Here is a 22,471-nt window from a genome sequence, read left to right on the forward strand (position 1 = left end):
GCCTATGCTGCGAACCGCCTTGTCTTCGTTGGCTTGTGATGAAACTGATATCAGTAAGCGCTGATACCCGTGCCCTTATAGACGCGATCGAATTCCGCTTTGACCTTGTCGTTCTGATAGGAGGAAACGAGGGTTTTCACCCATGCTTCTTTCTCCTGTCCAGCCTTCACGGCAATGAAGTTGCGGTAAGGATTGTCAGCAATCTTTTCCTGGGCAATACGGTTTGCCGGTGTCAGGCCGCTCTTCAGGGCCCAATCCGTGTTGACCACAGCCGCGTCGAGATCTTCAACCGAACGGCCGACGATACCGGCGTCGAGCTCCTTGATTTTCACCTTCTTCGGATTTTCGACGATATCGGCGATCGTTGCAAGAATGCCGGTACCCGGCTTGAGCTTGATGACACCCTGATCCTCAAGCACACGCAATGCACGACCTTCGTTCGAGGGATCGTTTGGCACACCGATCACGGCGCCTTCAGGCAGTTCGGCGATCTTGGCGAACTTCTTGGAGTACAGGCCGATTGGCCAGACACCGGTGTAGCCCACGGGCACGATATGATAGCCTTGCGTCTTGATCTGGTTATCGAGATAAGGCTTGTGCTGGAAAGCATTGGCGTCAATGTCACCGCGCTCCAACGCTTCGTTCGGCTGTGTATAGTCATTGAAAACGACAACCTTGATCGCCAAGCCATTCTTGGCTGCTTCTGCCGTGACAACTTTCCAGACGTCTTCGTCTTCGCCACTGGTGATGCCGACCTTGATGGATTTGTCGGCGGCAAAAGATGCCTGCGGTGCCGCAAAGCTGGCAATCGCTATGGCCGAAGCCACCAGCGCGAACAATCCCGTCCGCCTCGTGATTTTCCGGTTATTCGTGAGATTTTCTATGGTTTTTGTCATGTTCTGGCCCCCGTAGGCAGTGTGAATAGCTAAAAAAGAAACGCCTTGTTTCGTACCGGATATTCGCGAATGCACAGAGTTTGAGCGAGGGATGGCTATCTTTTGTGCAGAGCAGCAGGCGAAAAACCTTTCAACAAATGCCCGAAAGGGAGCTCGAATTTTCCAGAATATGGAACGCACCCATGTTTTGGCGGGAAATGAATCTGCCAGCGGGTTTTCCATGGCGCGTCACCGTCAGAAAATATATGCCTTTGGGCATCCTGCTCCGCTACCACCGCAAACCTGTTACAGACGGATATTTCCCATGAGCCGCATTTCCCCGATCGTCTATGAACACGCTGCACCGGATGTTCGTGCCGAGCATGACCGGGAATTGCAACTGCGCGGCCGCATGACCAACATGAAACGCATCATGCTGCATTCGCCGGTCGCGCATCGAATCTATGCCGAGTGGTTTACCCTGCGGGAACTGTTGCGCCCGGCCCTGCCCGATCGCGCCATCTGGCTTCTGTCGCTTGCCATTGCACAGACCAGCCACGCGGATGTGCCGGTCACCTTTTTCCGCCGTGCCCTGATCGATGCCGGTATACAGCCCGAAACCATCGTCCCGGATGCGGACGAATCCGTTCTGATGGATTTCGGCAGGGCTATCGTTGCCGATGCCAACGCAGTGCCGGAAAGGCTGTGGAGCAGACTGATCGCGCGTTACGACGAGCCGACGCTGGTCAATCTTGTGGCCTTTGCCGGCATCATGATTGCAACGACCGTCTTCACCAATGTCGTGGAAGTCGACCTCGATCCGGAGTTGCACTCCTACAGGGCCGCGCCGGAAGATGCTCCGATTACCATTGATCGGCTCGATCATCTGGTCCTGACCGTCAAGAATATCGAAAGCACCTGCACTTTCTATTCAACGATACTCGGCATGACCGTGGAAACCTTTGGCGAGGGGCGCAAGGCGCTGCGCTTCGGTAACCAGAAGATCAATTTGCATGAGGCGGGGCACGAGTATGAACCCAAGGCAAAAAGCCCTGTATCCGGATCGGGCGACCTTTGCTTTATCGCAAGCACACCATTGGATGCCGTCATCGCCCATCTGGGCGCGCACGATATCACGATCGAAGAAGGGCCGGTTGTCCGTACTGGCGCCACCGGCCCCATTCGATCCGTCTATATCCGCGATCCCGACGGCAATCTGATCGAAATCGCGAATTATGCGGTAGATTAAGGGGTTACCCCTTTTTCATCACGTGAGGACAGGCTCATCATGCCCAGCGTGATACCTGCCGCGACTGTCGCGAACACGGCAATCGGCCAGAAACTTGCCGGTGCCAGCAGAACTACGGCGAGCGTTCCTGCAACAGCCACAATGACACTTTGGATGAAATAGTAGATGGCAGTCGCGGTCCCCGCAATGTCACCGAAATCACGCAATGCACCGTTTGCCGCAACGGCACAGGTCAGTGATATGGCGCAGGCCATGACCCACATCGGTGCCATGAAGGTCACAACGGATGTTGGCAGGAATATTTGCCCCATAGCCAGCAACGCCCCGCCGGCCAGAAACAGCGCCATACCCCGGATCAGACATCCCCGTTGCCCCCAATGCCGAACGAATACGCCGCCGAAGCGGCTGCACACGATCATGACAAGGGCAACCGTTGCGAAGACAAGACTGAACGTGGTCGAGGAGAAACCCAGCTCCTGCATAAGGATGCGCGGTGCCGTCGAGAAATAGACAAAGAACGTCCCCATCGCAGTGCTGAAGCCAAGCGTATACGTCCAGAACGCGGCGCTGGAGAGCACCCGGACGAAACTGCGCCGCAGTGTGACTGACCTTGTCTGCGCCGGCAGTGTTTCGGGCCAGCGCAGAAACGCATGCAGCCCGGAAAGCGCCGCAAGACCGGCAAGCAGCCAGAAAATGCCACGCCAGCCGAATGCATGATCAACCAGCGCACCAATCATCGGTGCGAAAGCCGGAACAAAAGCCAGCATGGAACCGAACAGACCATAGATAATGGCGCCTTCAGGCCGCTCCGCATAAACGTCACGGACAGTGGCAAAGGTTGCCACGAGCGCCGCCGCACCGCCTGCCGATTGAAGAACACGCAGCACAATAAAGACTTCGGCGGAACGGGTCATGGCCAGGCCTGCAGAGGCAAGGCCGAACAAGACAGCGCCGCCGAGCACCACCGGTCTGCGCCCGATACGGTCAGCGAGCGGCCCAAACAGGAGCTGCCCGCAACCGAGAACGATCATGTAAAGACTGAGTGTAAGTTGGATAACGGCAGGTGTCGTGTCCAGAACGACAGGCATGCGGGTTACAACAGGCAGGTAGATATCCATGCCCAGCGAAGCGAGCAGGTCGAAGGGAGCCATCAGCAACAATGCCGCCGGCAGTGAATAAGCCCAATTTTTGGGGTGAAGCATAGCAAAAATCCCACGCGAACGAGAGGTTCGGCGGCGATCAGTGATCCCAACTCAAACGGATATCGAGAGCCTTGAATGCCGCAACAACTGAAGAAAATGGTTGTTACGGCCTATCGGGTTGCGAGCTTTGCGGCTTTCATCGGACTTTGCTTCTGTCGATTGATGCTGCCGGTATAGGGCTGTGATTCTACAGCGTCAAGCGATCCGGCATCATGGTCAATTATTGAAAAAATTTAATGTTTCAGCACACAAAGAAAACACGGTCCGCCAATAATCTGGCGCACGAGCAATGTTGGCATGACGCATAGTCTCCGCAATCTCGTCGGTTTGCCGGGACTTGGCGAAATGCAAGCAGTGCTCAGGTGCAACCGTAGCACGCTGTCACATCGATCTGACCACGCGCTACCAAACAGGTTTGTAACTCAAAGGAAACGACCATGAGACTAGTTGCCACCCTCGCCGCCAGCGCCATCCTCGCTTTTGTGGGTACCAGCGCAATGGCACAGACTGCGGCTCCAGCGACAACGGCACCGGCCACCACGACGGCCCCGGCTGCTCCGGCCACGACAACCGCACCAGCCAACACCATGATGAAAAAGTCCACAACGGCAACCACGCCGGCGAAAACAGCCATCTCCAAGGCCTGCTCTACTCAGGCCGATGCCAAGGGTCTGCACGGCAAGGAACGCCACAAGTTCCGCAGCGACTGCAAGAAGAATGGCGGCAAGGTTTAACAGATAAGCTCTGATACTGGCGGCAAGTTACCCGCAACTTGCCGCCGGAATTTCGGTCAGCACATTTTGAACCCGATGCTGCCCGGTCAAGAATGCTATCCAGACGCGCCTTTGCGTTGCGCTGCAAGCGTCGCAATGAGATCGCTGAAACGGTCACCCTGTACGGCAATATGCTCGCGCAGATGCGTACGGGCAGCCTCCGCCTCCCCCGAAAGAATGGCCTGAACGATGGCCCCGTGTTCGTTGAACGAGGTTTTCATCCGGTTGCGTACCCGCAACTGAAGGCGACGGTACGGCCGCAAACGGCGATGCAGCGCCAGACATTGCTCGATCAGAAAGCTGCTGTGGCTGGCCGTATAGATAGCCCGATGAAACGTTTCATTGTCATAGTAGTAGGTGTCCGCATCATCAATATTGGACGACAGTTCGCATTTGGCATGGGCCGCCAGCAGTTCGTTCCGGTCCGCATCCGTATGGCGCCGCGCCGCCAGTGAACCGGCCATCCCTTCCAGTTCGGCCATGACCTCAAACATCTCGTAAATCCGGTGCGGTCCGGGCTCGACCACCACTGCACCACGCCTCGGACGAATCTCGACGAGACCGATGGCGCTGAGTTGCATCAGAGCTTCACGAACGGGCGTCCGGGACACGCCGAAATGTTTTGCCAATTGCATTTCGTCCAGCCGTTCGCCCGGAACGTACTGGTTTGTGACGATGCCGTTCTCAATTTCGTCCCGCAATCCTTGCACGATATTTTCAGCCATGATTCCTCAATAAAATGCACAATTACAATTCTTGTATACAAGACTGTTGACTTTACATACAAGAAGTCTCAAACATTATATACCATCCCGAGGGAGGGATTGGAACAAACGAAAATGATCCGGCGCAGGCGAAAGGGAGGATCGCAGGAGGCGCTGTCATACCAGATCGGCTATATTAAGCACTGCAATCGAACGCGTGGAAACACAGGCGACAGTCAAAACCACCATTCTTGCCCGATCAATCCTCTGAACTGGAGTTCTGCAATGACCGGTACATCCTTCTTCAGCGACATGGTGCAAACGATCACCGAGCGCGGCCGCAAGCTGCTTTCGTTTTCGCCGCGCGCAGAACGGTTGCCATCCGGTCTCACGGGTCTTGAACGGCTGTGCGAAATGCTGCTCACAAGCCGAGGCGAGGCATCCGGCATGGCTTTGGCCGCAGAAATCCTGCAGCAATGGTCGCGGTTGAACGACGAGCAGCAGCGCGATTTCATGCTGCTCCTTTCCGGTAAATTCGGACCGGACGCCGACAAACTCGACAAGGCGATCGATACCTATCGCACGGAGCGCAGCGCCAGGGCCGTGCTGGAATTGCACGAGGCCGCTGAGCCGCGCAGGCAGGAGCTTATTCGCCGCCTGAACCTTGCGCCCAATGGCATATCAACACTCGTCCGCATGCGCGAACGGCTGTTGGAACTCAAGGCCGAGACACCTGACCTTGAAGCCGTCGACGCCGATTTTGCGCATCTCTTTGCGTCATGGTTCAATCGCGGTTTTCTCATCCTGCGGCCGATTGACTGGTCGACGCCTGCGCAAATCCTTGAAAAGATCATCCAGTACGAAGCCGTGCACGAAATCCATGATTGGGATGAGCTGCGCCGCCGGCTGGCACCCGTCGACAGGCGCTGCTTCGCCTTCTTTCATCCCCAGCTTCCCGATGATCCGCTGATCTTCGTCGAAGTCGCGCTGACGAAAACCATACCCGAGACCATTTCGGATGTGCTGGGGGAAAAACGCGCGCCCATTCAGGCACAGGATGCGCGCACCGCAGTATTCTATTCCATTTCAAACTGTCAGGTTGGACTGCGCGGCATTTCCTTCGGTAATTTCCTGATCAAACAGGTTGTCGAGGATCTTCGCCGCGATCTGCCGAAACTCGATACATTTGTCACGCTCTCTCCGGTGCCAGCGTTTGCCAGCTGGCTCGCGCGTGAACGGCACAATGAAAAATCCGATGTCCTAAGCATTGAAGATAAAACCGCCCTCGCCGCTCTTGATGATGAGAATTGGACCGACGACGCCACAAAGCTCGCCGCTGTAAGGGCCGCAATGCTGCCCGCCGCCGCCTCATATTTTCTGCAGGCGCGCACGCCGGACGGACGCGCACTTGATCCGGTTGCCCGCTTTCATCTCGGCAACGGTGCCCGGCTTGAGCGGCTGGACTTTCTTGCCGATCGTTCCGCGCGCGCCATGCGGCAGGCATACGGGCTGATGGTCAATTATCTCTACAAACTGGACGATATTGAAACCAACCACGAAGCATTCGCCCAGCGCGGCGAGATCGTAGCCGCACCGGCAATCCGTAAACTTTTGCGCAGCGACAAGCCAGGCCGCGCAGTCCAGGCCAAAGTGCCCGAGACGAAGAAAGCAAGCAGCAAGGAATTGAGTTCATGAGCAACCACCTGTTTGACGCCATCCGGCAATCCATCCCGGCAGAGGAAGCCGTGTTCATCGAGACGGGTGACGGCGGAAAATGGACTTACGGTGCCATGCTGCAATGGTCCGGCCGTATTGCCGGAGCCATTGATACGCTGGGCATCCGCCCCGGCGACCGGGTGGCCGTACAGGTCGAGAAAAGTCCGGAAGCGCTCATGCTTTATCTTGCCTGCATCCGCTGCGGGGCCGTCTATCTGCCACTCAACACAGCCTATACCCTCGCCGAGCTCGACTACTTCATCAGTGATGCCGAACCCCGCCTCGTCGTGGTGACCCCGAAGGCCAGGGAAGGCATCACAACCATCGCATCGAGATACGGCGCACTGGTCGAAACGCTCGATGACAAGGGTGGCGGCTCACTCCTCGAACTGGCGAAGGAGGAATCACCCGATTTTGTCGATGCAACGCGCACCGGGGATGATCTCGCTGCCATTCTCTATACGTCAGGCACCACCGGCCGCTCCAAAGGCGCAATGCTGACCCATGACAATCTTCTGTCAAATGCCCTAACGCTGCGCAAGCAATGGGAGTTTACCGCCAACGACCGGCTGATCCATGCACTGCCGATCTTTCACACCCACGGGCTTTTCGTGGCGACCAACGTCATTCTGACTTCGGGTGCCTCGATGTTTCTCCTGCCGAAGTTTGATCCGGCGGAGATACTGTCGCTGATGCCGCGCGCCACGACCATGATGGGCGTGCCGACATTTTATATCAGGCTGGCGCAGAATGACGGGCTGACCCGTGACTCCGTAAAAGGCATGCGGCTGTTTATATCGGGGTCCGCCCCCCTTCTGGCCGACACCCACCGGACATTTCAGGAGCGCACGGGACACGCCATTCTCGAGCGCTACGGTATGACGGAAACCAATATGAACACCTCCAATCCATATGTGGGGGATCGGATTGCCGGAACAGTCGGGTTTCCGCTTCCGGGTATTACCGTGCGTGTCACCCACCCGGAAACAGGGGCGATCCTGCCTTCCGACGAAACAGGCATGATCGAGGTCAAGGGGCCAAACGTCTTCAAGGGTTATTGGCGCATGCCCGAGAAGACCCGGATGGAGTTTCGCGAAGATGGCTTCTTCATCACCGGCGACCTCGGCAAGATCGATCCGCGCGGCTATGTGCATATTGTCGGCCGCGGCAAGGATCTGGTGATATCAGGCGGTTACAACATCTATCCCAAGGAAGTCGAAACGGAGATCGACCAGTTGCCCGGCATCGTCGAAAGCGCCGTCATCGGTGTTGCCCATCCGGATTTTGGCGAGGGTGTAACCGCGATCGTGGTCAGGCAGCCCGGCTCCGATGTCAGCGAGCAAAGCATCGTTGACGCGCTTCAGGACAGGCTTGCGCGCTACAAGCAACCCAAAAAGATCATCTTTGTCGACGACCTGCCCCGCAACACCATGGGCAAGGTGCAAAAGAACGTCCTGCGCGAGCGATATGGCAATCTCTATGCCAGCCGGGCAAGCGCCTGACGCGGGCATGAAGCCATCGCCGCGAAGGTGACGGATATAACAGAGGCGTAGGGGGGGGAGCTTACGCCAGATCAACGACTGAAAAGGCGGCCGTCCATGACGCGCCGCAGAGGGAGGATTTTACCGTGAGTATTGAGATTTTATCCATTCTTGTTCTGATTGCCATGTTCGTTGTCGCAACGATCCTGCCGATCAACATGGGGGCGCTGGCGTTTGCTGCGGCCTTTGTTGTCGGCTCCCTGATCATGAAGATGACGCCAAACGACATTTTTGCCGGGTTTCCAAGTGATCTTTTCCTGACATTGGTGGGCATTACCTACCTCTTCGCCATTGCCCAGAACAACGGGACCATCGACTGGCTCGTGGAAAAGGCGGTCCGGCTTGTGCGCGGACATATGGCGCTGATCCCCTGGGTAATGTTCCTCGTCGCCGCCATCATCACCGGCTTCGGTGCCCTTGGTCCGGCAGCCGTTGCCATTCTTGCGCCGGTTGCACTGCGCTTTGCCACGCAGTACCGCATCAGCCCTGTCATGATGGGACTGATGGTTATCCACGGCGCACAGGGCGGTGGCTTCTCGCCGATCAGTGTCTATGGCGGCATCACCAACCAGATTGTTGAAAAAGCCGGGCTGCCCTACGGCCCGACATCCCTGTTCCTGTCGAGCCTTTTCTTCAACCTCGCGATTGCTATCGTGGTGTTCTTTGTCTTCGGTGGCTGGAAAAGCCTTCGCGATCATGCCGCGGCATCCGGGCCGGATCCGGATACCCACGTTGCGGGTGCATCGCGTTCCATCGTCGGCCATGGCGGCACTCCCGCTTCACCCGCTTACCATCGCAGCGCGGTATCGCCATCCGGTGCGGCAATGCCATCCGATGAGGGTCTGACCAGCGAACGCCTGATGACACTCGTCGGGCTGACGGCCCTTGCCGTCGGCGCGCTTGTCTTCAAGTTCAATGTGGGGCTTGTCGCGATTACAGTTGCCGTCCTGCTCGCATTGCTTTCCCCGAAAACGCAGAAAGCGGCGATTGACAAGGTCAGCTGGTCTACCGTGCTCCTGATTGCAGGTATCATCACCTATGTCGGCGTGATGCAGAAAGCCGGAACCGTCGACTACGTGGCTTCAGGCATTTCCAGCCTTGGTATGCCGCTTCTGGCCGCCTTGCTGCTGTGCTTCACCGGGGCGATCGTGTCGGCCTTTGCGTCCTCGACAGCGCTGTTGGGAGCGATCATACCGCTGGCCGTGCCGTTTCTGATGCAGGGACATATCAGCGCCATCGGCGTTGTCGCAGCGATCGCGATTTCCACGACCATTGTCGACACCAGCCCCTTCTCAACCAATGGGGCACTTGTCGTCGCCAATGCGCCGGAAGCCGACCGGGAAAGCGTTTTGCGCAATCTGCTGATCTACAGTGCGCTGATCGCGATCATCGGACCCATCATCGCCTGGCTGGTTCTGGTCGTTCCGGGGATTGTCTGAGAAACAGGAACAGCGCGCTGGAGACAACCGGCGCGCTGTTTGTACTTATGTCCGTACAATCGATATTGTGCCGTCCGTCCCGATATCGGCGGCAATTTCGTCATAGTTGGCAATGGCCGTATGGTGTGTGGCAACCGTATGCATCTGCGTTGCCGTGATAACCAGCACTTCGGCGCCTGCAGCCTCTCCAGCCTGAATTCCCGCTGGGGCGTCCTCGAACACCAGACAATCCGCAATATCGACGCCGAGTTTGCGGGCGCCAAGCAGGTAACATTCAGGATCCGGTTTGCCGATGGAGACATCCTCGGCCGTCACCATGATCCGTGGAAGCGGAATTCCCGCAGCCTCCAGACGCCGCTTCGCCAGGACAATCGGGGCGGAGGTCACAATTGCCCAGCTTTCTGCAGGCAGCGACTTCAGGAAAGCGACAGCGCCTGGAATAGCAACGATGCCTTCCACATCATCGATTTCCGCCTGTTCAATCATGGCTGATTCCGCCTCGGGGTCGACGCCGGGCAAACCAAGACGGCGGATTGTGTCGACGCCCCGTACGCCATGCATCGTTGGCAGGAAGGCTTCGACATCAAGACCCTTGCTGCGCGCCCAGTCGCCCCACACCCGTTCCGCCGCAGCGAGAGAGTTGAGGAGCGTACCGTCCATATCGAAAAGCAGGGCAGAAAATGGCTTGCTGAAAACCGGGGAAGTCACTGGAGACAATTTGCATTTCCTTTTGATTGGCAAAACCATCGATACACAATTGCCGCGCTTGCCCGCAACGCCTGTAATGCTAATTTTCCGATACGAATCTGCATGCTCTGTCCGGTGCCGGTTTCCGGTGCGCCGCACGGTTGAAGGAGAAATTCATGTTTTCGCATTTCCATGTCGGCACGAATGATTTCGAGCGCGCCTTTAATTTCTATGCGCCGATCATGGAAGCATTAGGCAATCCCATACGCTTTTGCGACCATGCGAAACCTTGGGCAGGCTGGCAGCCCCTGGGTGGCGGCCATCCGCTCTTCCTGCTTGGAAAACCGTTTGACGGCGAAGTTGCCCTGCCCGGCAACGGACAGATGATCGCGTTTCTGGCCCCCGATCGCGTTACGATCGACAGGATTCATGCGCTGGCCCTGGCAGGTGGCGGCCGCTGCGAAGGACGGCCCGGCCTGCGCCCGCACTATCACCCCAACTATTACGGCGCTTACTTCCGCGACCCTGATGGCAACAAGATCTGCGTCTGCCACCACGATCCGGTCGTTTCACCTGCGTAGCGACCTGTTTTAGCGACCTGTTTTAATGCCATCCGCTGTCGAGCTGCTCGCGCGTTTCCGCCACGGCCACGTCCCACAGAGCCAGCGAATCCGCGTCGGGCCGCTGAAAAAGCCCGTAATAATTGCCTTCCGCCAGCATTTCGCGCTTGCGACGGGCATCGACGCGGGCAAGCCGGCCATAGTCAATCTCTTCTTTGGCTTCCTGCGGCACGGGTGCGCCCGCAAGCCGCGTCCAGGGGAAATTCTCCATCCACGACGCATGGGAGGCTGCCGGATCGATGGTCATGACCTTTGCCCAAGTTTTCGGTGCACGCCACCAGTCATGCAGTTTGACGGAGGAATCCGGGTGGCTGTTCAACCATTCGCTGATAACAGTTCCAGCTGGTGTATTACCACCATGGCCGTTGACGACAAGAATACGCCGGAAGCCGCAGCGATGCATGCTGTCGAGCAGATCGCGGATCACAAATGCATAGGTAGACAGAGTAAATGTCAGCGTGCCGGGGAAATCCATGAACGAGGAAGCAAGCCCGTAGGGCAAGGCGGGAAACACCGGCACGCCGGACGGTTCAGCCGCGTCAACCGCGATTTTTTCTGCCAGAATCATGTCCGTGGCAAGGCTGAGATAAGCGTGTTGCTCGACGCTCCCGATGGGTAGAATGCAGCGATCATCCCTCGCGACCCGTTCTTCCACCTGCATCCAGTTCATATCTGCGATTTTCATTTTTGCTGACCTTTTTCGACGCGTCCGCATACTGCTGTTTGACAGTGGTGAAGGAGGCCCTTCTCCATCTAACTGTCAAGCCGGATGGCCAAAAAAGCCTTCGCTGACTGATCTGTTTTTACAATCAAGTTTGTGCCACAAGTTGTGACGGCAAACATATTCTTTCATCTGTGGCGACGCCGCAGCTTCATACGTTCGGGGACGGGAAATGGAGAAAGAAGAGGCTGATGCAATTGCGGCCCTCGCGAACGGTGCGTTTGACGTAATTTTGCAGACACCGCTCGTTGGCTTCCTTTCCATTGGCGCCCTTGTCCTCTCATTCGTGATTGCCCTGTTCATCACGCGGCGCCTGAAGCGCGTGCGGCCGATCACGTCGCGTATCCGGATCGTGATCGACTATCTGTCGACGCTCGTTCTTGCCATTCTCATCATGTTCGCATTCATGCGGACCTTCAGCGGCACACTTGCCAATCCGCTGGTCTTTGTCCTTGGCGGACTGCTTCTGTCGTTCCTCGTTGTCCGGCTCATAGGCATGATCGTGGAACTCATCTTCAAACCGCATGACCCGCTGCGATCTATTTTGCGCGTATCCTCCGTACTGTTCTGGCTCACCCTGCTCATTTATCTCTTCGGCCAGTGGAACCCGACGGTCAAAGGCTTTTTTGATGCTGAATACGCGATAGGTGACGCCAAGATCAGCGCGTTTGCCATACTCACCATCCTGTTCTTCGCCGCCATCATCATTATCGTCACCATCTGGGTTTCCGAAGCATCACAGCGCTATCTGCACAAAAGGAGCGGTCTGCAACCCAACCTTGCCCTTGCACTGGAACGCATTGTTTCGGTCACCATATGGGTCATTGCGGCGCTGATGATTGTTTCGATGGCGGGGATCAATCTTACTGCCCTCGCCGCGTTCGGTGGTGCGCTGGGCATCGGGCTTGGCCTTGGTTTCCAGAAGCTCGCCGCCAGCTATATCAGCGGGCTTATCCTGCTGTTTGAACGGTCCGTTCGGGTCGGCGACAATCTGGTCAGCGACCGTATCACAGGCAAGGTCACAGAGATGACCATCCGTTATACGACAATTCATACCACCGACGGTCTTGATGTCCTGATATCCAACGATACGCTGATCAACAGCACGATCTTCAATGAAACGCTCTCGGACAACAACGTAAGGCTGGAGTTTCCCGTCACGGTGGCGTCCACCACTGATCTTTATGCCGCGCGGAGCATTTTTCTCGCCGCCGTGGAAAAGCAGCCGCGCGTCATGAAGGATCCACCGCCGCAAATCTATACCGCCAGCATCGAAAACAAGAACATCAAGCTTCTGGCGCGGTTCTGGATCAATGATCCAAGCAATGGCCGTATCGGTATCATTTCGGATATCAATGAGACAGTTCTTGATGAATACAAGAAAAAGGGCATTGATCTGGCCTGACGAAGAAGCAGCAGATCACGACATTGGGCTGGGAGGCAGATATGTCATTGAACGAAACGGTGGATCCGTACCGCAAGATAAGCCTGCGCATCATCCCCTTCATGATGCTGCTCTATCTCGTAGCATTTCTTGACCGGGTGAACATCAGTTTCGCTGCTCTCACCATGAATGACGATGTCGGTCTTACACCTTACGTCTATGGATGGGGTGCGGGCATATTCTTCCTCGGCTATTTCCTGTTCGAAGTGCCCAGCAACGTCATCCTTGAAAAAGTCGGCGCAAGACTCTGGATTGCCCGCATCATGATCACATGGGGGCTGGTGTCCGCCGCCATGGCCTTTGTGAAGGGACCGTGGAGCTTCTTTATCCTGCGCTTCCTGCTTGGCGTCGCTGAAGCCGGATTTCTTCCCGGAATGATCCTTTACCTAACTTACTGGTTTCCTGCCGCGCAACGGGCAAAATTTATCGGCCTCTTCATGGCCGCCGTTCCCCTGGCAAGTGCCGTCGGCGCACCCATTTCCGGTCTCATCGTCGGCATCGACAATGTCTGGGGGCTGAAAGGCTGGCAGTGGCTTTTTATCCTCGAAGGTCTTCCGTCTTGTCTGCTTGGACTAGCCGTCCTGCGCCTGCTGCCCAATGGCCCGGCGCAGGCACCATGGCTGACACTTACCGAGCGCCGTATCGTCCAGGAGAAACTTGAACAGGATCGCCTTGCCCACCCGGGGCGAACACAGCATCGGTTGTGGCCTGCTTTGGTCGATCGGCGTGTTCTGCTCCTCGGGCTTGTCTATTTCGGCATTGTGATAGGGCTCTATGGCATTGGTCTCTGGCTGCCGCAGATGATAAAGGCCATGGGCTTTTCCAACACCGAGGTCGGCTTCATCACCGCCCTTCCCTATATTGTCAGTGCCGTAGCCATGCTGCTCTGGGGCAGGCACAGCGACAAAACCGGCGAGCGGGTCTGGCATGTTGCCATTGCGGCGGCGATCAGCGCCATCGGTTTCATCGGCAGTGTCTATCTTCAGTCAAACCTGCTCGCGCTGCTTTGCCTCGGCGTGGCATCCATCGGCATCTATGCGAGCCTTGGGCCTTTTTGGGCCATGCCGTCTGTCTTCCTGCAGGGAACGGCAGCGGCTGGCGGTATCGCGCTGATCAATTCGGTCGGCAACCTCGGAGGGTTTGCCGGGCCCTATCTCGTCGGCTGGATCAAACAGAGTACCGGCAGTTTTCAGATCGGCATGGGCGTTCTCGCCTGCTGCCTCGCGGCGGCGGCGCTTCTCGTTCTGCTTCTCGGGCGCGAACTGAGATCAAGCAGGCATGACGCGATAAACTGACGGCTATTCGAACAGATCCGGATGGTTCTTTTCGATCTCGGGCAATACCCGTAATATTTCGGTGAGGTGGTAGCGCATGGCAGCTTCCGCCGCATCGGGATTACGCGCATCGATTGCCACGATGATGGCCTGATGCTGGTCAATGAGAAGCTGCATGGCAGCCGTATTCAGCAAGGTCAGCTGACAGGCCCGGTCCATATGGGCCTTGAGGTTGCCGACGACTGACCACGCCATGGAGCAGCCCGCTCCCTCCGCCAGAGCGATGTGAAATTCTTCGTCAAACTTCTTGAAAGCGGTATGGTCGGTTCTGGCTGCAGCGCGAGCCTGCGCTTCGAGAGCCTCGTCAATCTTCTCGCGGCTGACCGGATCAAATGCCTCGCAGGCCCGGCGCACGACAGCGCTTTCGATCACCTCGCGCAGGAAGCGCGCCTCCCGCATCTTCGGAATGGAAATCTTGACGACGATCGTGCCCCGCTGCGGCAGGACCTCGACAAATTGCTGCTTGCTGAGGGCAATCAGCGCTTCACGCACGGGCTGGCGCGACACCCCGTAGCGCTCGGCGATCTCCTGTTCCGACAAGCGGACGCCGGGATACAGTTCCAGCGAAACAATCGCTCTGAGCAGCTCTTTTTCAAGCCGGTGCGCCGTCGACCCACCACGGCTGAGATCAATTGTCAAATTACCTTCTCCCCGCCCCTTGCATTGCGAAAATTACCATATCATACTACCATACTAGTATATGCCATGCCACTTGAGGTCAAGCGACGGCCTGTTTGCGAACCATGAACGACGCCTGTGAAGTCGGCACCCCAACTGTTTCGCACATCGATCCGTCCGAACCAAGCAAAGCTTGCGCATAGCCTGACGGCACGTCGGCGGGGTTGAGGAGTCCTGTCGCCGTGTTTCAAACCGCCCTTATAAAGAGCGGTGACTATGGGGTGACGCCGGCAGCCCGGCGTCGGGAACAATCAGGACCACGCAGAAGTGGTCCATGTGGAGGAGAGACTATGAAAGATATCCGTCTGACACGTCGTGCATTTGGCCTTGGCCTTGCTGGCGCCGGTACGTTTGCCATTATTGGCCGCGCAACACGAGCGGAAGCGGCTCCGATCAGCTTGCGCATGTCGTCTTCCCTGCCAGCCGATCCCAATTCGGCCCATTGGCTCTGGTACGACCGTTTTCAAAGCGGCCTGAAGAACAAGGTCGGTGACGCTGTCGAGATCAAATATTTCCCGGACAATCAGCTCGGCAAGGAAGCCGACATTGTCGGCCAGGTCAAGCTCGGCATCGTCGACATGATGATATCCGGCTCATCAATCTGGGGAACCCTGGCACCGGAAATCGGCGTCCTTGATCTTGGCTATCTTTTCAACTCGATGGATGCGGCTGGCCCTGTTCTCGATGGCAGCGCGGGCAAAGTGCTGAACGGCATCTTTGCCGACAAGATTGGTGTCGAGGTGGTAAGCTGGGCCTATAGCCTCGGCGGGCGCAATGTAACAGCGCGCCAGCCTGCCAACACGCCCGAACTGCTCAAAGGTCAGAAAATCCGTGTGCTACCCGTTGCCAATTTTGTTGCCACATTGAAGGCGATGGGGGCTTCACCAACGCCGATGTCGCTTGGCGAGGTTTACACGGCCCTCCAGACCGGCGTCATTGACGGGCTGGAGCACGACGCGCCGACGGTCCTTGCCCTCAAATGCTATGAGGTGGCCAAGCACATCTCGCTCACGCAGCACATCTGCAATCCGCAAACCATCGTCATCGGCAGGCGTGCTCTTTCCAAGGTGCCGGCGGAACACCTGCCCGCATTCCGTGAGGCAGCGGCGGAAGCATCCGCCTTCCAGCGCAGCAAAGCAAACGAGATCGAAGCCACCGCTCTGGCAAAATTGCGCAGCAATGGCGTCACGACGCACGAGGTCGACCGCGCGGCGTTCAAGCAGCTCGTCATGCCGCTCTGGGATGAATTTGCCAAGACTTATCCAAGCACCAAGCCCGTGCTTGAATCCATCACCAGGGCCTGAGGTCTCAGATGTCAGTCGAGGCTGCTCTGCCTAACGCCCATGCACCGGCCGTCAGGGGTGCGCCGTTTGTCGGCGCCCTCCTGCGGGTGGTCGAGATTTTTGCCGCCATCGCCCTGGCGGCCGATCTTTTGCTGGTCATCACCGCCGTTCTCTGGCGATCTATCTACAACGACACCATTTTATGGGCCGATGAAGTCGCACGCATGCTTTTGATCACTGTCGCCTTCCTCGGAGGAGCGGCAGCAGTTGCCAAGGGAAATCACGTCGGCATCCGTATTCTTCGGGACAAATTGGCACCGAACCACGCAGCCCGCGTGGAAGCGGCCGGTTTGTGGATCGAGCTGGGAGTAACGCTCGCCGTGGCGATTTTCGCCATTCAGTATTGTGAGTCGGCCTCGACACAGGTCACCTCCACCGGCCTGCCGCAGAATCTCTTCATGTATCCGCTCGTTGTGGGCGGCTTCTGCATGGCCATATTCACGGCAGCAAGACTGTTTGTCTACTCGAAGGCAGACATGGCGGTTGGGCTGGCAGGGCTTCTTGTTCTGGCCGGTGTAGTCGCACTCTGGAGCACGCTGCTACCCGGACTCGCCCCAAGCCCGCTGGTTCTGATGCTCGGGGGATTTGCTATTTGTTTGTCCAGCGGCATCCCCATCGCCTTTTCGCTTTGCGTTGGTGCCCTGCTCTACATATTCGGCGACGGGTTCATTCCGTTTGCTGTATTCGCCCAGCAGGCATCAAGCGGAATTGACAACTTCGTGCTTCTCGCCGTGCCGTTCTTTGTTCTTACCGGCCTTGCCATGGAAGTGAATGGCATGTCGGTGCGGTTGATCGAATTGTTGCGCCGGGGCGTTGGCGAACGCAAAGGCGGTCTCAACATCGTCACCATTCTCAGCATGGTTCTGTTTTCTGGCATTTCCGGCTCGAAGCTCGCGGATGTGACCGCCGTTGGTACGGTCATGATTCCGGCCATGCGCCGTTCCGGTCACGATCCGTCGGAAGGCGTGGCACTGCTGGCCGCCAGCGCCGTCATGGCGGAAACCATCCCACCCTGCATCAACCTCATCATTCTCGGCTATGTGGCCAACCTGTCTATCGGCGGCTTGTTTGCTGCGGGTATTTATCCGGCACTCCTGATGGCGAGCGCCCTCATCCTTGGCGTCATCATCTTCTCGAAGAAAGCACCGCCCGCCCCGGTAGAAGCATCGGGTCGCAGCCTCAACAATCTTTTGTGGAGCAGCGCCGTAAGCCTTGGTGTCATCGTCATCATTTTCGGCGGCTATCGCTCCGGTTTTGCAACGGCAACTGAAATCGGCGCCTTCGCGGTGGCCTATGCATTACTTGTCGGACGTCTCGTTTTCAGGGAGCTGACATGGCGTAGCACCGTGACATTATTCGTCCGGTCTGCAACGCTTGCAGGCATGATCCTGTTCGTGGTGGCTGCGTCTCAAACCGTTGCCTTCTCGCTGACCATTGATCAGGTGCCGCATATGCTGGCCGAAGCCATGATCAATCTCAGCCACGGAGCCGGTTCCTGGGCGTTCATCATCGCCTCCATCCTGATCCTCATCGTGATGGGTGCGGCACTGGAAGGCGCTCCGGCACTGATCATCTTCGGTCCTCTGCTTATTCCCGTCGCGCAGAGTTTTGGTATCCATCCCCTGCATTACGGCATTGTTCTGATCGTCGCGATGGGACTCGGGTTGTTTGCACCGCCGCTGGGGCTTGGGCTTTATACGAGTTGCGCTGTGGGCGGGGTGTCTCTCGAGGCGACAGTGCGGCCAATCGCAAAATATCTGGCGATCCTGTTCGTATGTCTCTTGCTGATTGCCTTCATTCCGGAAATCACGCTGTCACTGCCGCGCTATATGGGCTTTGTGCATTAGGCAGAGCGTCCGTAAAGCCGGAATGCCGGGTTCAGTGCCCGGCATTCTTTTTAGAGCCTGTCCTGATCCGCCGGTAAACCGACACTGCCGCCCCGCATCCGCTCCAGATCCTCATCTATGTATTTGAAGGTTTCGTCTTTGGAGAGTTGCAGGTGCAGGCGCATCAATGCCGCGGCCACCTGGCGTTCACCGCGCAGGAGTGCAGAAATGATGTTACGATGCTCCGTCAGCGATTCACGAATTCGGTCCAGACGCGCGAACCCGATATATTCGTTGACCCGGCGGATGTTGTTCTGACGTTCAATAGCGTCGACGAGATGCGTGGATCGGGCACCAAGAGCAATGAGGCGGTGGAATTTGGCATCGAGATCAAACAGCCGGCGCTGATCAAGCGTCTCAATGTTGCTGATTGTATTGGCGTGATCGCGATCGAGTGCCTGAAAAGCGTCGACATCAATGAAGTAAGGATCCGCTAGGATCGTCGCCGGTTCAAGAATCTGGCGGAAATTATAGCCATTCTCCAGCGCCGTGGCGCTGACATCGGAAAATATCCATCCATGTCCAACGGAGGGCTCGACAAGCTGATCGCGCATCAAGCGGCGCAACGTCGACATGAGGATCCCGTGCGGTACCTCGTATTTCTGCATCAATGCCCGTTCACTGATCACCGAATTGAGATTGCCCAGAGCCATATCACGCATGACATGTTCATCGAGCAAGTCGTTCCTCTCGGCTTCCATCTCAAGAGATTCGACATTCGCGTCGGCCAGGCGAAAACCGCGATGCTGCTCATAACTGACCACACCCTCAGTCTGCAACTGCCACAAGACTTTACGCACAGGGGTACGAGAAATCCCCAGTGCATCGGCGATCTCTGCCTCGTTGACCCGGTCACCAACCTGTAAATCTTCACCGAAACGCCTTTGCAACTGATCACGAATCCGGGTCTGAAGTGGAGTATGTTTCGTCAAGTTCAACAGCCTCTTGATATATTAGTCGTACTTTTCCTATCAAAACACTTTTAGCAATACACGCGCTGCATTTTTTAGCACAGAAGCGCACTTTCTTCAGCTGTATCATCACAATTGTTCACGTGGGAACCGCCATCGACGTTTCTGCGAAATGTCCGGCCACAAGCGTCCGTTGATGTTGCAAATAGTTATGGTGTTTCGCCGTGAAGAATTCTATGGCTCTTCCGGTTTAGCCGGAACAGGAATCGGCGATAGAAGGAGCCTGCCATGGCAAAACCATCCACCGGAACACTGACTGCAATTGGCCTGATGATGCTGACATTCGCGCCAATTCCCGCGTGGAGCAGCAGCAATGTCCAGACCATAGCTTTCATCAGACATGGCGAAAAGCCGGAAAGCGGGCTGGGGCAGCTCAATTGCCAGGGTCTCAACCGCGCCCTTGCTCTTCCGCCAGTGATTGCCAAGACATTGGGAAAACCCGATTTTATCTTCGCGCCCAATCCGGCCGATCAGAAGAAAGACGGGGGCGAACTTTACGACTATATACGGCCTCTGGCCACGGTTGAACCGACTGCCATCTCCTTTGGTCTGCCGGTGAATGCGAGCATCGGCGTTTCCGATCGCAAGGACCTCACCAAAGCCCTGAGCAAGCCGGAACTGCGCAATGCGCGCGTTCTTGTCGCCTGGGAGCACAAGAAAATTGACAATATTGTCAGCGACCTTCTGACCGCCAACAATGGTGATGCAACCAGCGTACCAAAATGGAGCGGGGATGATTTCGACAGTATCTATGTCGTTACCATCACCAGAAATGGTGAGGCGGCAAAAGCAACGTTCGAGATCAAGCATGAGGGTTTGAACGGACAATCCCAGACCTGCCCGCATTAGGCAGTAAGCGCGATAAATACCGCCCATCAGATTTTCACATTTGGATTCTAATAATCATCGATAGCGGGATTTTTTGCCGGAATGCAATTTCCAGTTGTCCTGAGAAACTATTGTAAATAGTTTGTCCTTGGGCGGATTGGATTATGACGGCAGACGACGTACGTCGTGTCGGGGGTAGATATGATCTTTTGTGATTCAGCGGGTCCGATATATTCGCCGCAAGACCTGGCAATAATGCGCAAAGCTTATGCCGAAGCTTTTCGCATGCTGGATCTTGGTCCCCGCTCAAAAGTATACGCGCAGGAAATCTCCCTCATTATCCTCCAGATCTTCACATCCGGCGTGTCGGATGTAAAACGGCTCGCCGAGCTTTCCGTAGACCGTGCTGTGCGCAAGAATTTTGAACTCCGCCTGACCGTCGATGCAGCGCGAGCACACCAGTTGCGGCGAGAACAGGCTCAGGCGGCACTCACGGCTCCGGTCGAAGCGGTTGACCGTCCGTCATTCGGCTTGCGCTACACGCGCAACTGACGCCGCAGCCCCTTTTTTTCAGAATCTGCGTTTTGACGCCGCCATGCGTTCAGTATAAACCTGCAAGGGCAGCTGTCTTTACCCCCGCAGTCCAAAATGCTCCGCAAATTCAACATCCGCCGCCTCGGTGTTCTTTCCATCCTTCTGGCACCCAGCCGTCTACGGGCTTTCGCTCGCGGCAATGAAATCGGGCTCGTGCTGGCTGCAGCACTGATCGGACTGGTTGCAGGTGTTGTAGTGACAGGCATGAGCCTGATCACACAGGAAATGCACCAGCTCATATTCAAGTTGGCGGATGGCGAACGCCTGAGTTCCATGAGCGCGCTCGATCAGGTGGTCGTCTTCACAGCGCCGCTTGCGGGTGGAATTCTGCTGGGCATTCTCGTCCTGATATTGGCGCGCTGGCGCAAGCGGCCGATGGTCGACCCCATTGAGGCCAACGCCCTGCATGGCGGCCGCCTTTCGCTCAATGACAGCATCATCGTCGCTGTCCAGAACATCATTTCCAACGGTTTTGGCGCATCCGTCGGGCTGGAAGCCGGCTATACTCAGCTGGCGTCAGGCCTTGCATCCAAGCTTGGCCTCTCCCTGCAATTGCGCCGCGCAGAACTGCGGATCCTCGTTGGCTGCGGTGCAGCAGGCGCCATTGCAGCAGCCTTCAACGCGCCGCTTACGGGGTCTTTCTATGCCTTCGAGCTGATCATCGGTTCCTACACCATTGTCAGTCTGGCACCTGTTGTTGTTTCAGCTCTGGTATCAACCGTCGTGGCCCGCGCATTGGTTGGCAGTGACTTCATGATCGACGTAGGCAATTTCGGCACTGTCGTGACCGCTGATTATGTGCCGGCGATGCTGCTCGGCATCCTTTGTGCCGGGGCCGGTATTCTCCTGATGAAGGGCGTTTCCTTTGTTGAGGAACTGGCGCGCAAAAGCTCCGTCCCTACAGCCGTGCGGCCCATTATCGGCGGGGCCGTGGTTGGCGCGCTGGCATTGATTTCGCCACAGGTTCTTTCGGGTGGCCATGGCGCCCTGCACCTCAATCTGGATCACACCGCGACGATCGCATCGCTGCTCGGCATACTGCTGCTGAAATCCACGGCATCGGCGGTCTCCATTGGTTCTGGCTTCCGTGGTGGTCTGTTTTTCGCCTCTCTGTTCATGGGCGCCCTGCTCGGCAAAATATTTGCTTACTCTGCTCCGTTCATTTTTGCTCATGCCACGCTGACGCCGGTTATCTATGCCGTTGTCGGTATGAGCTCGCTGGCGGTTGCCGTCATCGGCGGACCGCTGACCATGACCTTTCTGGCGCTCGAGATAACCGGTGATTTTCCGATCACGGCCCTCGTCCTCGCGGCTGTCATCATGGCCTCGCTGACGGTACGCAACACCTTTGGTTATTCCTTTGCCACATGGCGTTTCCACCTGCGCGGCGAAAGCATCCGCAGCGCCCATGATGTCGGCTGGATTCGTAACCTCACCGTCGACCGCCTGATGCGACGGGATGTGCGCACTGCATCCATCCATATGACCATCGCAGACTTCCGGCATGATTTCCCCCTCGGTTCCACGCAGCGGGTGGTCGTCCTTGACGACGCCGGCAAATATGCCGGTATTGTTTTGATGCCGGAGGCCCACTCGGAAATCGTCGATGAATCAGCGCGTACTCAGGAGATCGGCAGCCTCCTGAAATACCAGAGCGATTTCCTGCATCCACAGATGAATGCCAAACAGGCTGTTGCCATCTTCGACAAGACCGAAAGCGAAGCGCTTGCGGTTGTCGATAACCTCATCGAGCGCAATGTTGTTGGCCTCTTGACGGAAAGCCATACGCTGCGCCGTTACAGTGAAGAACTTGATCAGCGAAGGCGGGAGATTTCTGGAGAACTCTGAGGCCGGAAATGCGCCGAA

General features: G+C 56.8%; 20 protein-coding genes and 1 pseudogene. 14 read left to right on the forward strand and 7 right to left on the reverse strand.

Annotation, left to right across the window (positions count from 1 at the left end):
- Positions 1-50: 50 nt before the first annotated feature.
- A complete protein-coding gene (locus FHW16_RS10055) occupies positions 51-896 on the reverse strand; it encodes a MetQ/NlpA family lipoprotein (RefSeq protein ID WP_182549076.1) in 846 nt (281 codons plus the stop codon).
- Positions 897-1,200: 304 nt separating this feature from the next.
- Between FHW16_RS10055 and FHW16_RS10060 the strand changes: the two are divergent.
- Positions 1,201-1,713, forward strand: a pseudogene (locus tag FHW16_RS10060) (hypothetical protein); the annotation flags it as partial.
- A 24-nt stretch (positions 1,714-1,737) separates the two neighbouring features.
- Complete coding sequence (locus FHW16_RS28830) at positions 1,738-2,124, forward strand: VOC family protein (RefSeq protein ID WP_348643880.1); 387 nt, start codon at positions 1,738-1,740, stop codon at positions 2,122-2,124.
- Here FHW16_RS28830 and cml read toward each other — a convergent pair.
- Positions 2,121-3,326 carry a CmlA/FloR family chloramphenicol efflux MFS transporter gene (cml, locus tag FHW16_RS10065; protein WP_182549077.1) on the reverse strand — a complete coding sequence of 402 codons (1,206 nt, stop codon included), beginning with the start codon at positions 3,324-3,326 and terminating at the stop codon, positions 2,121-2,123. The two genes, FHW16_RS28830 and cml, sit on opposite strands and share 4 nt — an antisense overlap.
- Positions 3,327-3,763: 437 nt before the next feature.
- Here cml and FHW16_RS10070 point away from each other — a divergent pair, with 437 nt between their 5' ends.
- On the forward strand, positions 3,764-4,060 hold the full coding sequence (locus FHW16_RS10070) for a PsiF family protein (protein ID WP_182549078.1): 297 nt from the start codon (positions 3,764-3,766) through the stop codon (positions 4,058-4,060).
- A gap of 95 nt (positions 4,061-4,155) precedes the next feature.
- On the opposite strand, the gene FHW16_RS10075 is transcribed toward FHW16_RS10070, so the two are convergent.
- A complete protein-coding gene (locus FHW16_RS10075; RefSeq protein ID WP_182549079.1) occupies positions 4,156-4,824 on the reverse strand; it encodes a GntR family transcriptional regulator in 669 nt (222 codons plus the stop codon).
- A gap of 264 nt (positions 4,825-5,088) precedes the next feature.
- Here FHW16_RS10075 and FHW16_RS10080 point away from each other — a divergent pair, with 264 nt between their 5' ends.
- The 3 genes from FHW16_RS10080 to FHW16_RS10090 all read left to right on the forward strand — a co-directional run bounded on the left by FHW16_RS10080 (position 5,089) and on the right by FHW16_RS10090 (position 9,499).
- Complete coding sequence (locus FHW16_RS10080) at positions 5,089-6,498, forward strand: malonyl-CoA decarboxylase (RefSeq protein WP_182549080.1); 1,410 nt, start codon at positions 5,089-5,091, stop codon at positions 6,496-6,498.
- Positions 6,495-8,021, forward strand: a complete 1,527-nt coding sequence (locus FHW16_RS10085) for a malonate--CoA ligase (RefSeq protein ID WP_182549081.1) — start codon at positions 6,495-6,497, stop codon at positions 8,019-8,021. Before FHW16_RS10080 ends, FHW16_RS10085 begins: the two co-directional genes overlap by 4 nt.
- Positions 8,022-8,146: 125 nt before the next feature.
- Positions 8,147-9,499, forward strand: a complete 1,353-nt coding sequence (locus FHW16_RS10090; RefSeq protein WP_182549082.1) for an SLC13 family permease — start codon at positions 8,147-8,149, stop codon at positions 9,497-9,499.
- Between the two features lie 45 nt (positions 9,500-9,544).
- On the opposite strand, the gene FHW16_RS10095 is transcribed toward FHW16_RS10090, so the two are convergent.
- Complete coding sequence (locus tag FHW16_RS10095; protein WP_182549083.1) at positions 9,545-10,246, reverse strand: HAD family hydrolase; 702 nt, start codon at positions 10,244-10,246, stop codon at positions 9,545-9,547.
- Between the two features lie 116 nt (positions 10,247-10,362).
- Between FHW16_RS10095 and FHW16_RS10100 the strand changes: the two genes are divergently transcribed.
- Complete coding sequence (locus FHW16_RS10100) at positions 10,363-10,767, forward strand: VOC family protein (protein ID WP_182549084.1); 405 nt, start codon at positions 10,363-10,365, stop codon at positions 10,765-10,767.
- 22 nt (positions 10,768-10,789) lie between these two features.
- Here the strand turns inward: FHW16_RS10100 and FHW16_RS10105 are convergent, their stop codons facing one another.
- Complete coding sequence (locus FHW16_RS10105) at positions 10,790-11,491, reverse strand: creatininase family protein (protein WP_182549085.1); 702 nt, start codon at positions 11,489-11,491, stop codon at positions 10,790-10,792.
- 208 nt (positions 11,492-11,699) lie between these two features.
- Between FHW16_RS10105 and FHW16_RS10110 the strand changes: the two genes are divergently transcribed.
- Both FHW16_RS10110 and FHW16_RS10115 read left to right on the forward strand, forming a co-directional pair.
- A complete protein-coding gene (locus tag FHW16_RS10110; protein WP_182549086.1) occupies positions 11,700-12,932 on the forward strand; it encodes a mechanosensitive ion channel family protein in 1,233 nt (410 codons plus the stop codon).
- A 41-nt stretch (positions 12,933-12,973) separates the two neighbouring features.
- Positions 12,974-14,266 carry an MFS transporter gene (locus tag FHW16_RS10115; protein ID WP_182549087.1) on the forward strand — a complete coding sequence of 431 codons (1,293 nt, stop codon included), beginning with the start codon at positions 12,974-12,976 and terminating at the stop codon, positions 14,264-14,266.
- A gap of 3 nt (positions 14,267-14,269) precedes the next feature.
- Here the strand turns inward: FHW16_RS10115 and FHW16_RS10120 are convergent, their stop codons facing one another.
- Complete coding sequence (locus FHW16_RS10120; RefSeq protein ID WP_182549088.1) at positions 14,270-14,944, reverse strand: GntR family transcriptional regulator; 675 nt, start codon at positions 14,942-14,944, stop codon at positions 14,270-14,272.
- A gap of 329 nt (positions 14,945-15,273) precedes the next feature.
- Between FHW16_RS10120 and FHW16_RS10125 the strand changes: the two genes are divergently transcribed.
- Together FHW16_RS10125 and FHW16_RS10130 are read left to right on the forward strand one after the other, a co-directional pair.
- Positions 15,274-16,287, forward strand: coding sequence for a TRAP transporter substrate-binding protein (locus FHW16_RS10125; protein ID WP_182549089.1), 1,014 nt, complete (start codon positions 15,274-15,276; stop codon positions 16,285-16,287).
- 8 nt (positions 16,288-16,295) lie between these two features.
- Complete coding sequence (locus FHW16_RS10130; protein WP_182549090.1) at positions 16,296-18,173, forward strand: TRAP transporter large permease subunit; 1,878 nt, start codon at positions 16,296-16,298, stop codon at positions 18,171-18,173.
- Positions 18,174-18,223: 50 nt separating this feature from the next.
- On the opposite strand, the gene FHW16_RS10135 is transcribed toward FHW16_RS10130, so the two are convergent.
- A complete protein-coding gene (locus FHW16_RS10135) occupies positions 18,224-19,144 on the reverse strand; it encodes a GntR family transcriptional regulator (RefSeq protein WP_210278093.1) in 921 nt (306 codons plus the stop codon).
- A gap of 267 nt (positions 19,145-19,411) precedes the next feature.
- Between FHW16_RS10135 and FHW16_RS10140 the strand changes: the two genes are divergently transcribed.
- The 3 genes from FHW16_RS10140 to FHW16_RS10150 all read left to right on the forward strand — a co-directional run bounded on the left by FHW16_RS10140 (position 19,412) and on the right by FHW16_RS10150 (position 22,453).
- On the forward strand, positions 19,412-20,032 hold the full coding sequence (locus tag FHW16_RS10140; protein ID WP_246711707.1) for a hypothetical protein: 621 nt from the start codon (positions 19,412-19,414) through the stop codon (positions 20,030-20,032).
- Between the two features lie 234 nt (positions 20,033-20,266).
- The gene (locus tag FHW16_RS10145; RefSeq protein ID WP_182549091.1) at positions 20,267-20,563 is read left to right on the forward strand and encodes a hypothetical protein; all 297 of its coding nucleotides are present in this window, start codon (positions 20,267-20,269) and stop codon (positions 20,561-20,563) included.
- A 96-nt stretch (positions 20,564-20,659) separates the two neighbouring features.
- Complete coding sequence (locus FHW16_RS10150; protein ID WP_182549092.1) at positions 20,660-22,453, forward strand: chloride channel protein; 1,794 nt, start codon at positions 20,660-20,662, stop codon at positions 22,451-22,453.
- Positions 22,454-22,471 lie beyond the last annotated feature (18 nt).

Origin of the sequence: Phyllobacterium myrsinacearum, assembly GCF_014138285.1 — a bacterium.
Taxonomy (GTDB): domain Bacteria; phylum Pseudomonadota; class Alphaproteobacteria; order Rhizobiales; family Rhizobiaceae; genus Phyllobacterium; species Phyllobacterium myrsinacearum_A.

Coding starts and splice junctions, on each gene's coding strand:
- FHW16_RS10085 (WP_182549081.1), top strand. CDS start 6,495: ATGAGCAACCACCTGTTTGACGCCATCCGGCAATCCATCCCGGCAGAG.
- FHW16_RS10115 (WP_182549087.1), top strand. CDS start 12,974: ATGTCATTGAACGAAACGGTGGATCCGTACCGCAAGATAAGCCTGCGC.
- FHW16_RS10140 (WP_246711707.1), top strand. CDS start 19,412: ATGGCAAAACCATCCACCGGAACACTGACTGCAATTGGCCTGATGATG.
- FHW16_RS10095 (WP_182549083.1), bottom strand. CDS start 10,246: ATGGTTTTGCCAATCAAAAGGAAATGCAAATTGTCTCCAGTGACTTCC.
- FHW16_RS10110 (WP_182549086.1), top strand. CDS start 11,700: ATGGAGAAAGAAGAGGCTGATGCAATTGCGGCCCTCGCGAACGGTGCG.
- FHW16_RS10100 (WP_182549084.1), top strand. CDS start 10,363: ATGTTTTCGCATTTCCATGTCGGCACGAATGATTTCGAGCGCGCCTTT.
- FHW16_RS10055 (WP_182549076.1), bottom strand. CDS start 896: ATGACAAAAACCATAGAAAATCTCACGAATAACCGGAAAATCACGAGG.
- FHW16_RS10075 (WP_182549079.1), bottom strand. CDS start 4,824: ATGGCTGAAAATATCGTGCAAGGATTGCGGGACGAAATTGAGAACGGC.
- FHW16_RS10130 (WP_182549090.1), top strand. CDS start 16,296: ATGTCAGTCGAGGCTGCTCTGCCTAACGCCCATGCACCGGCCGTCAGG.
- FHW16_RS10145 (WP_182549091.1), top strand. CDS start 20,267: ATGCGCAAAGCTTATGCCGAAGCTTTTCGCATGCTGGATCTTGGTCCC.
- FHW16_RS10150 (WP_182549092.1), top strand. CDS start 20,660: ATGCTCCGCAAATTCAACATCCGCCGCCTCGGTGTTCTTTCCATCCTT.
- FHW16_RS10080 (WP_182549080.1), top strand. CDS start 5,089: ATGACCGGTACATCCTTCTTCAGCGACATGGTGCAAACGATCACCGAG.
- FHW16_RS10125 (WP_182549089.1), top strand. CDS start 15,274: ATGAAAGATATCCGTCTGACACGTCGTGCATTTGGCCTTGGCCTTGCT.
- cml (WP_182549077.1), bottom strand. CDS start 3,326: ATGCTTCACCCCAAAAATTGGGCTTATTCACTGCCGGCGGCATTGTTG.
- FHW16_RS10070 (WP_182549078.1), top strand. CDS start 3,764: ATGAGACTAGTTGCCACCCTCGCCGCCAGCGCCATCCTCGCTTTTGTG.
- FHW16_RS10105 (WP_182549085.1), bottom strand. CDS start 11,491: ATGAAAATCGCAGATATGAACTGGATGCAGGTGGAAGAACGGGTCGCG.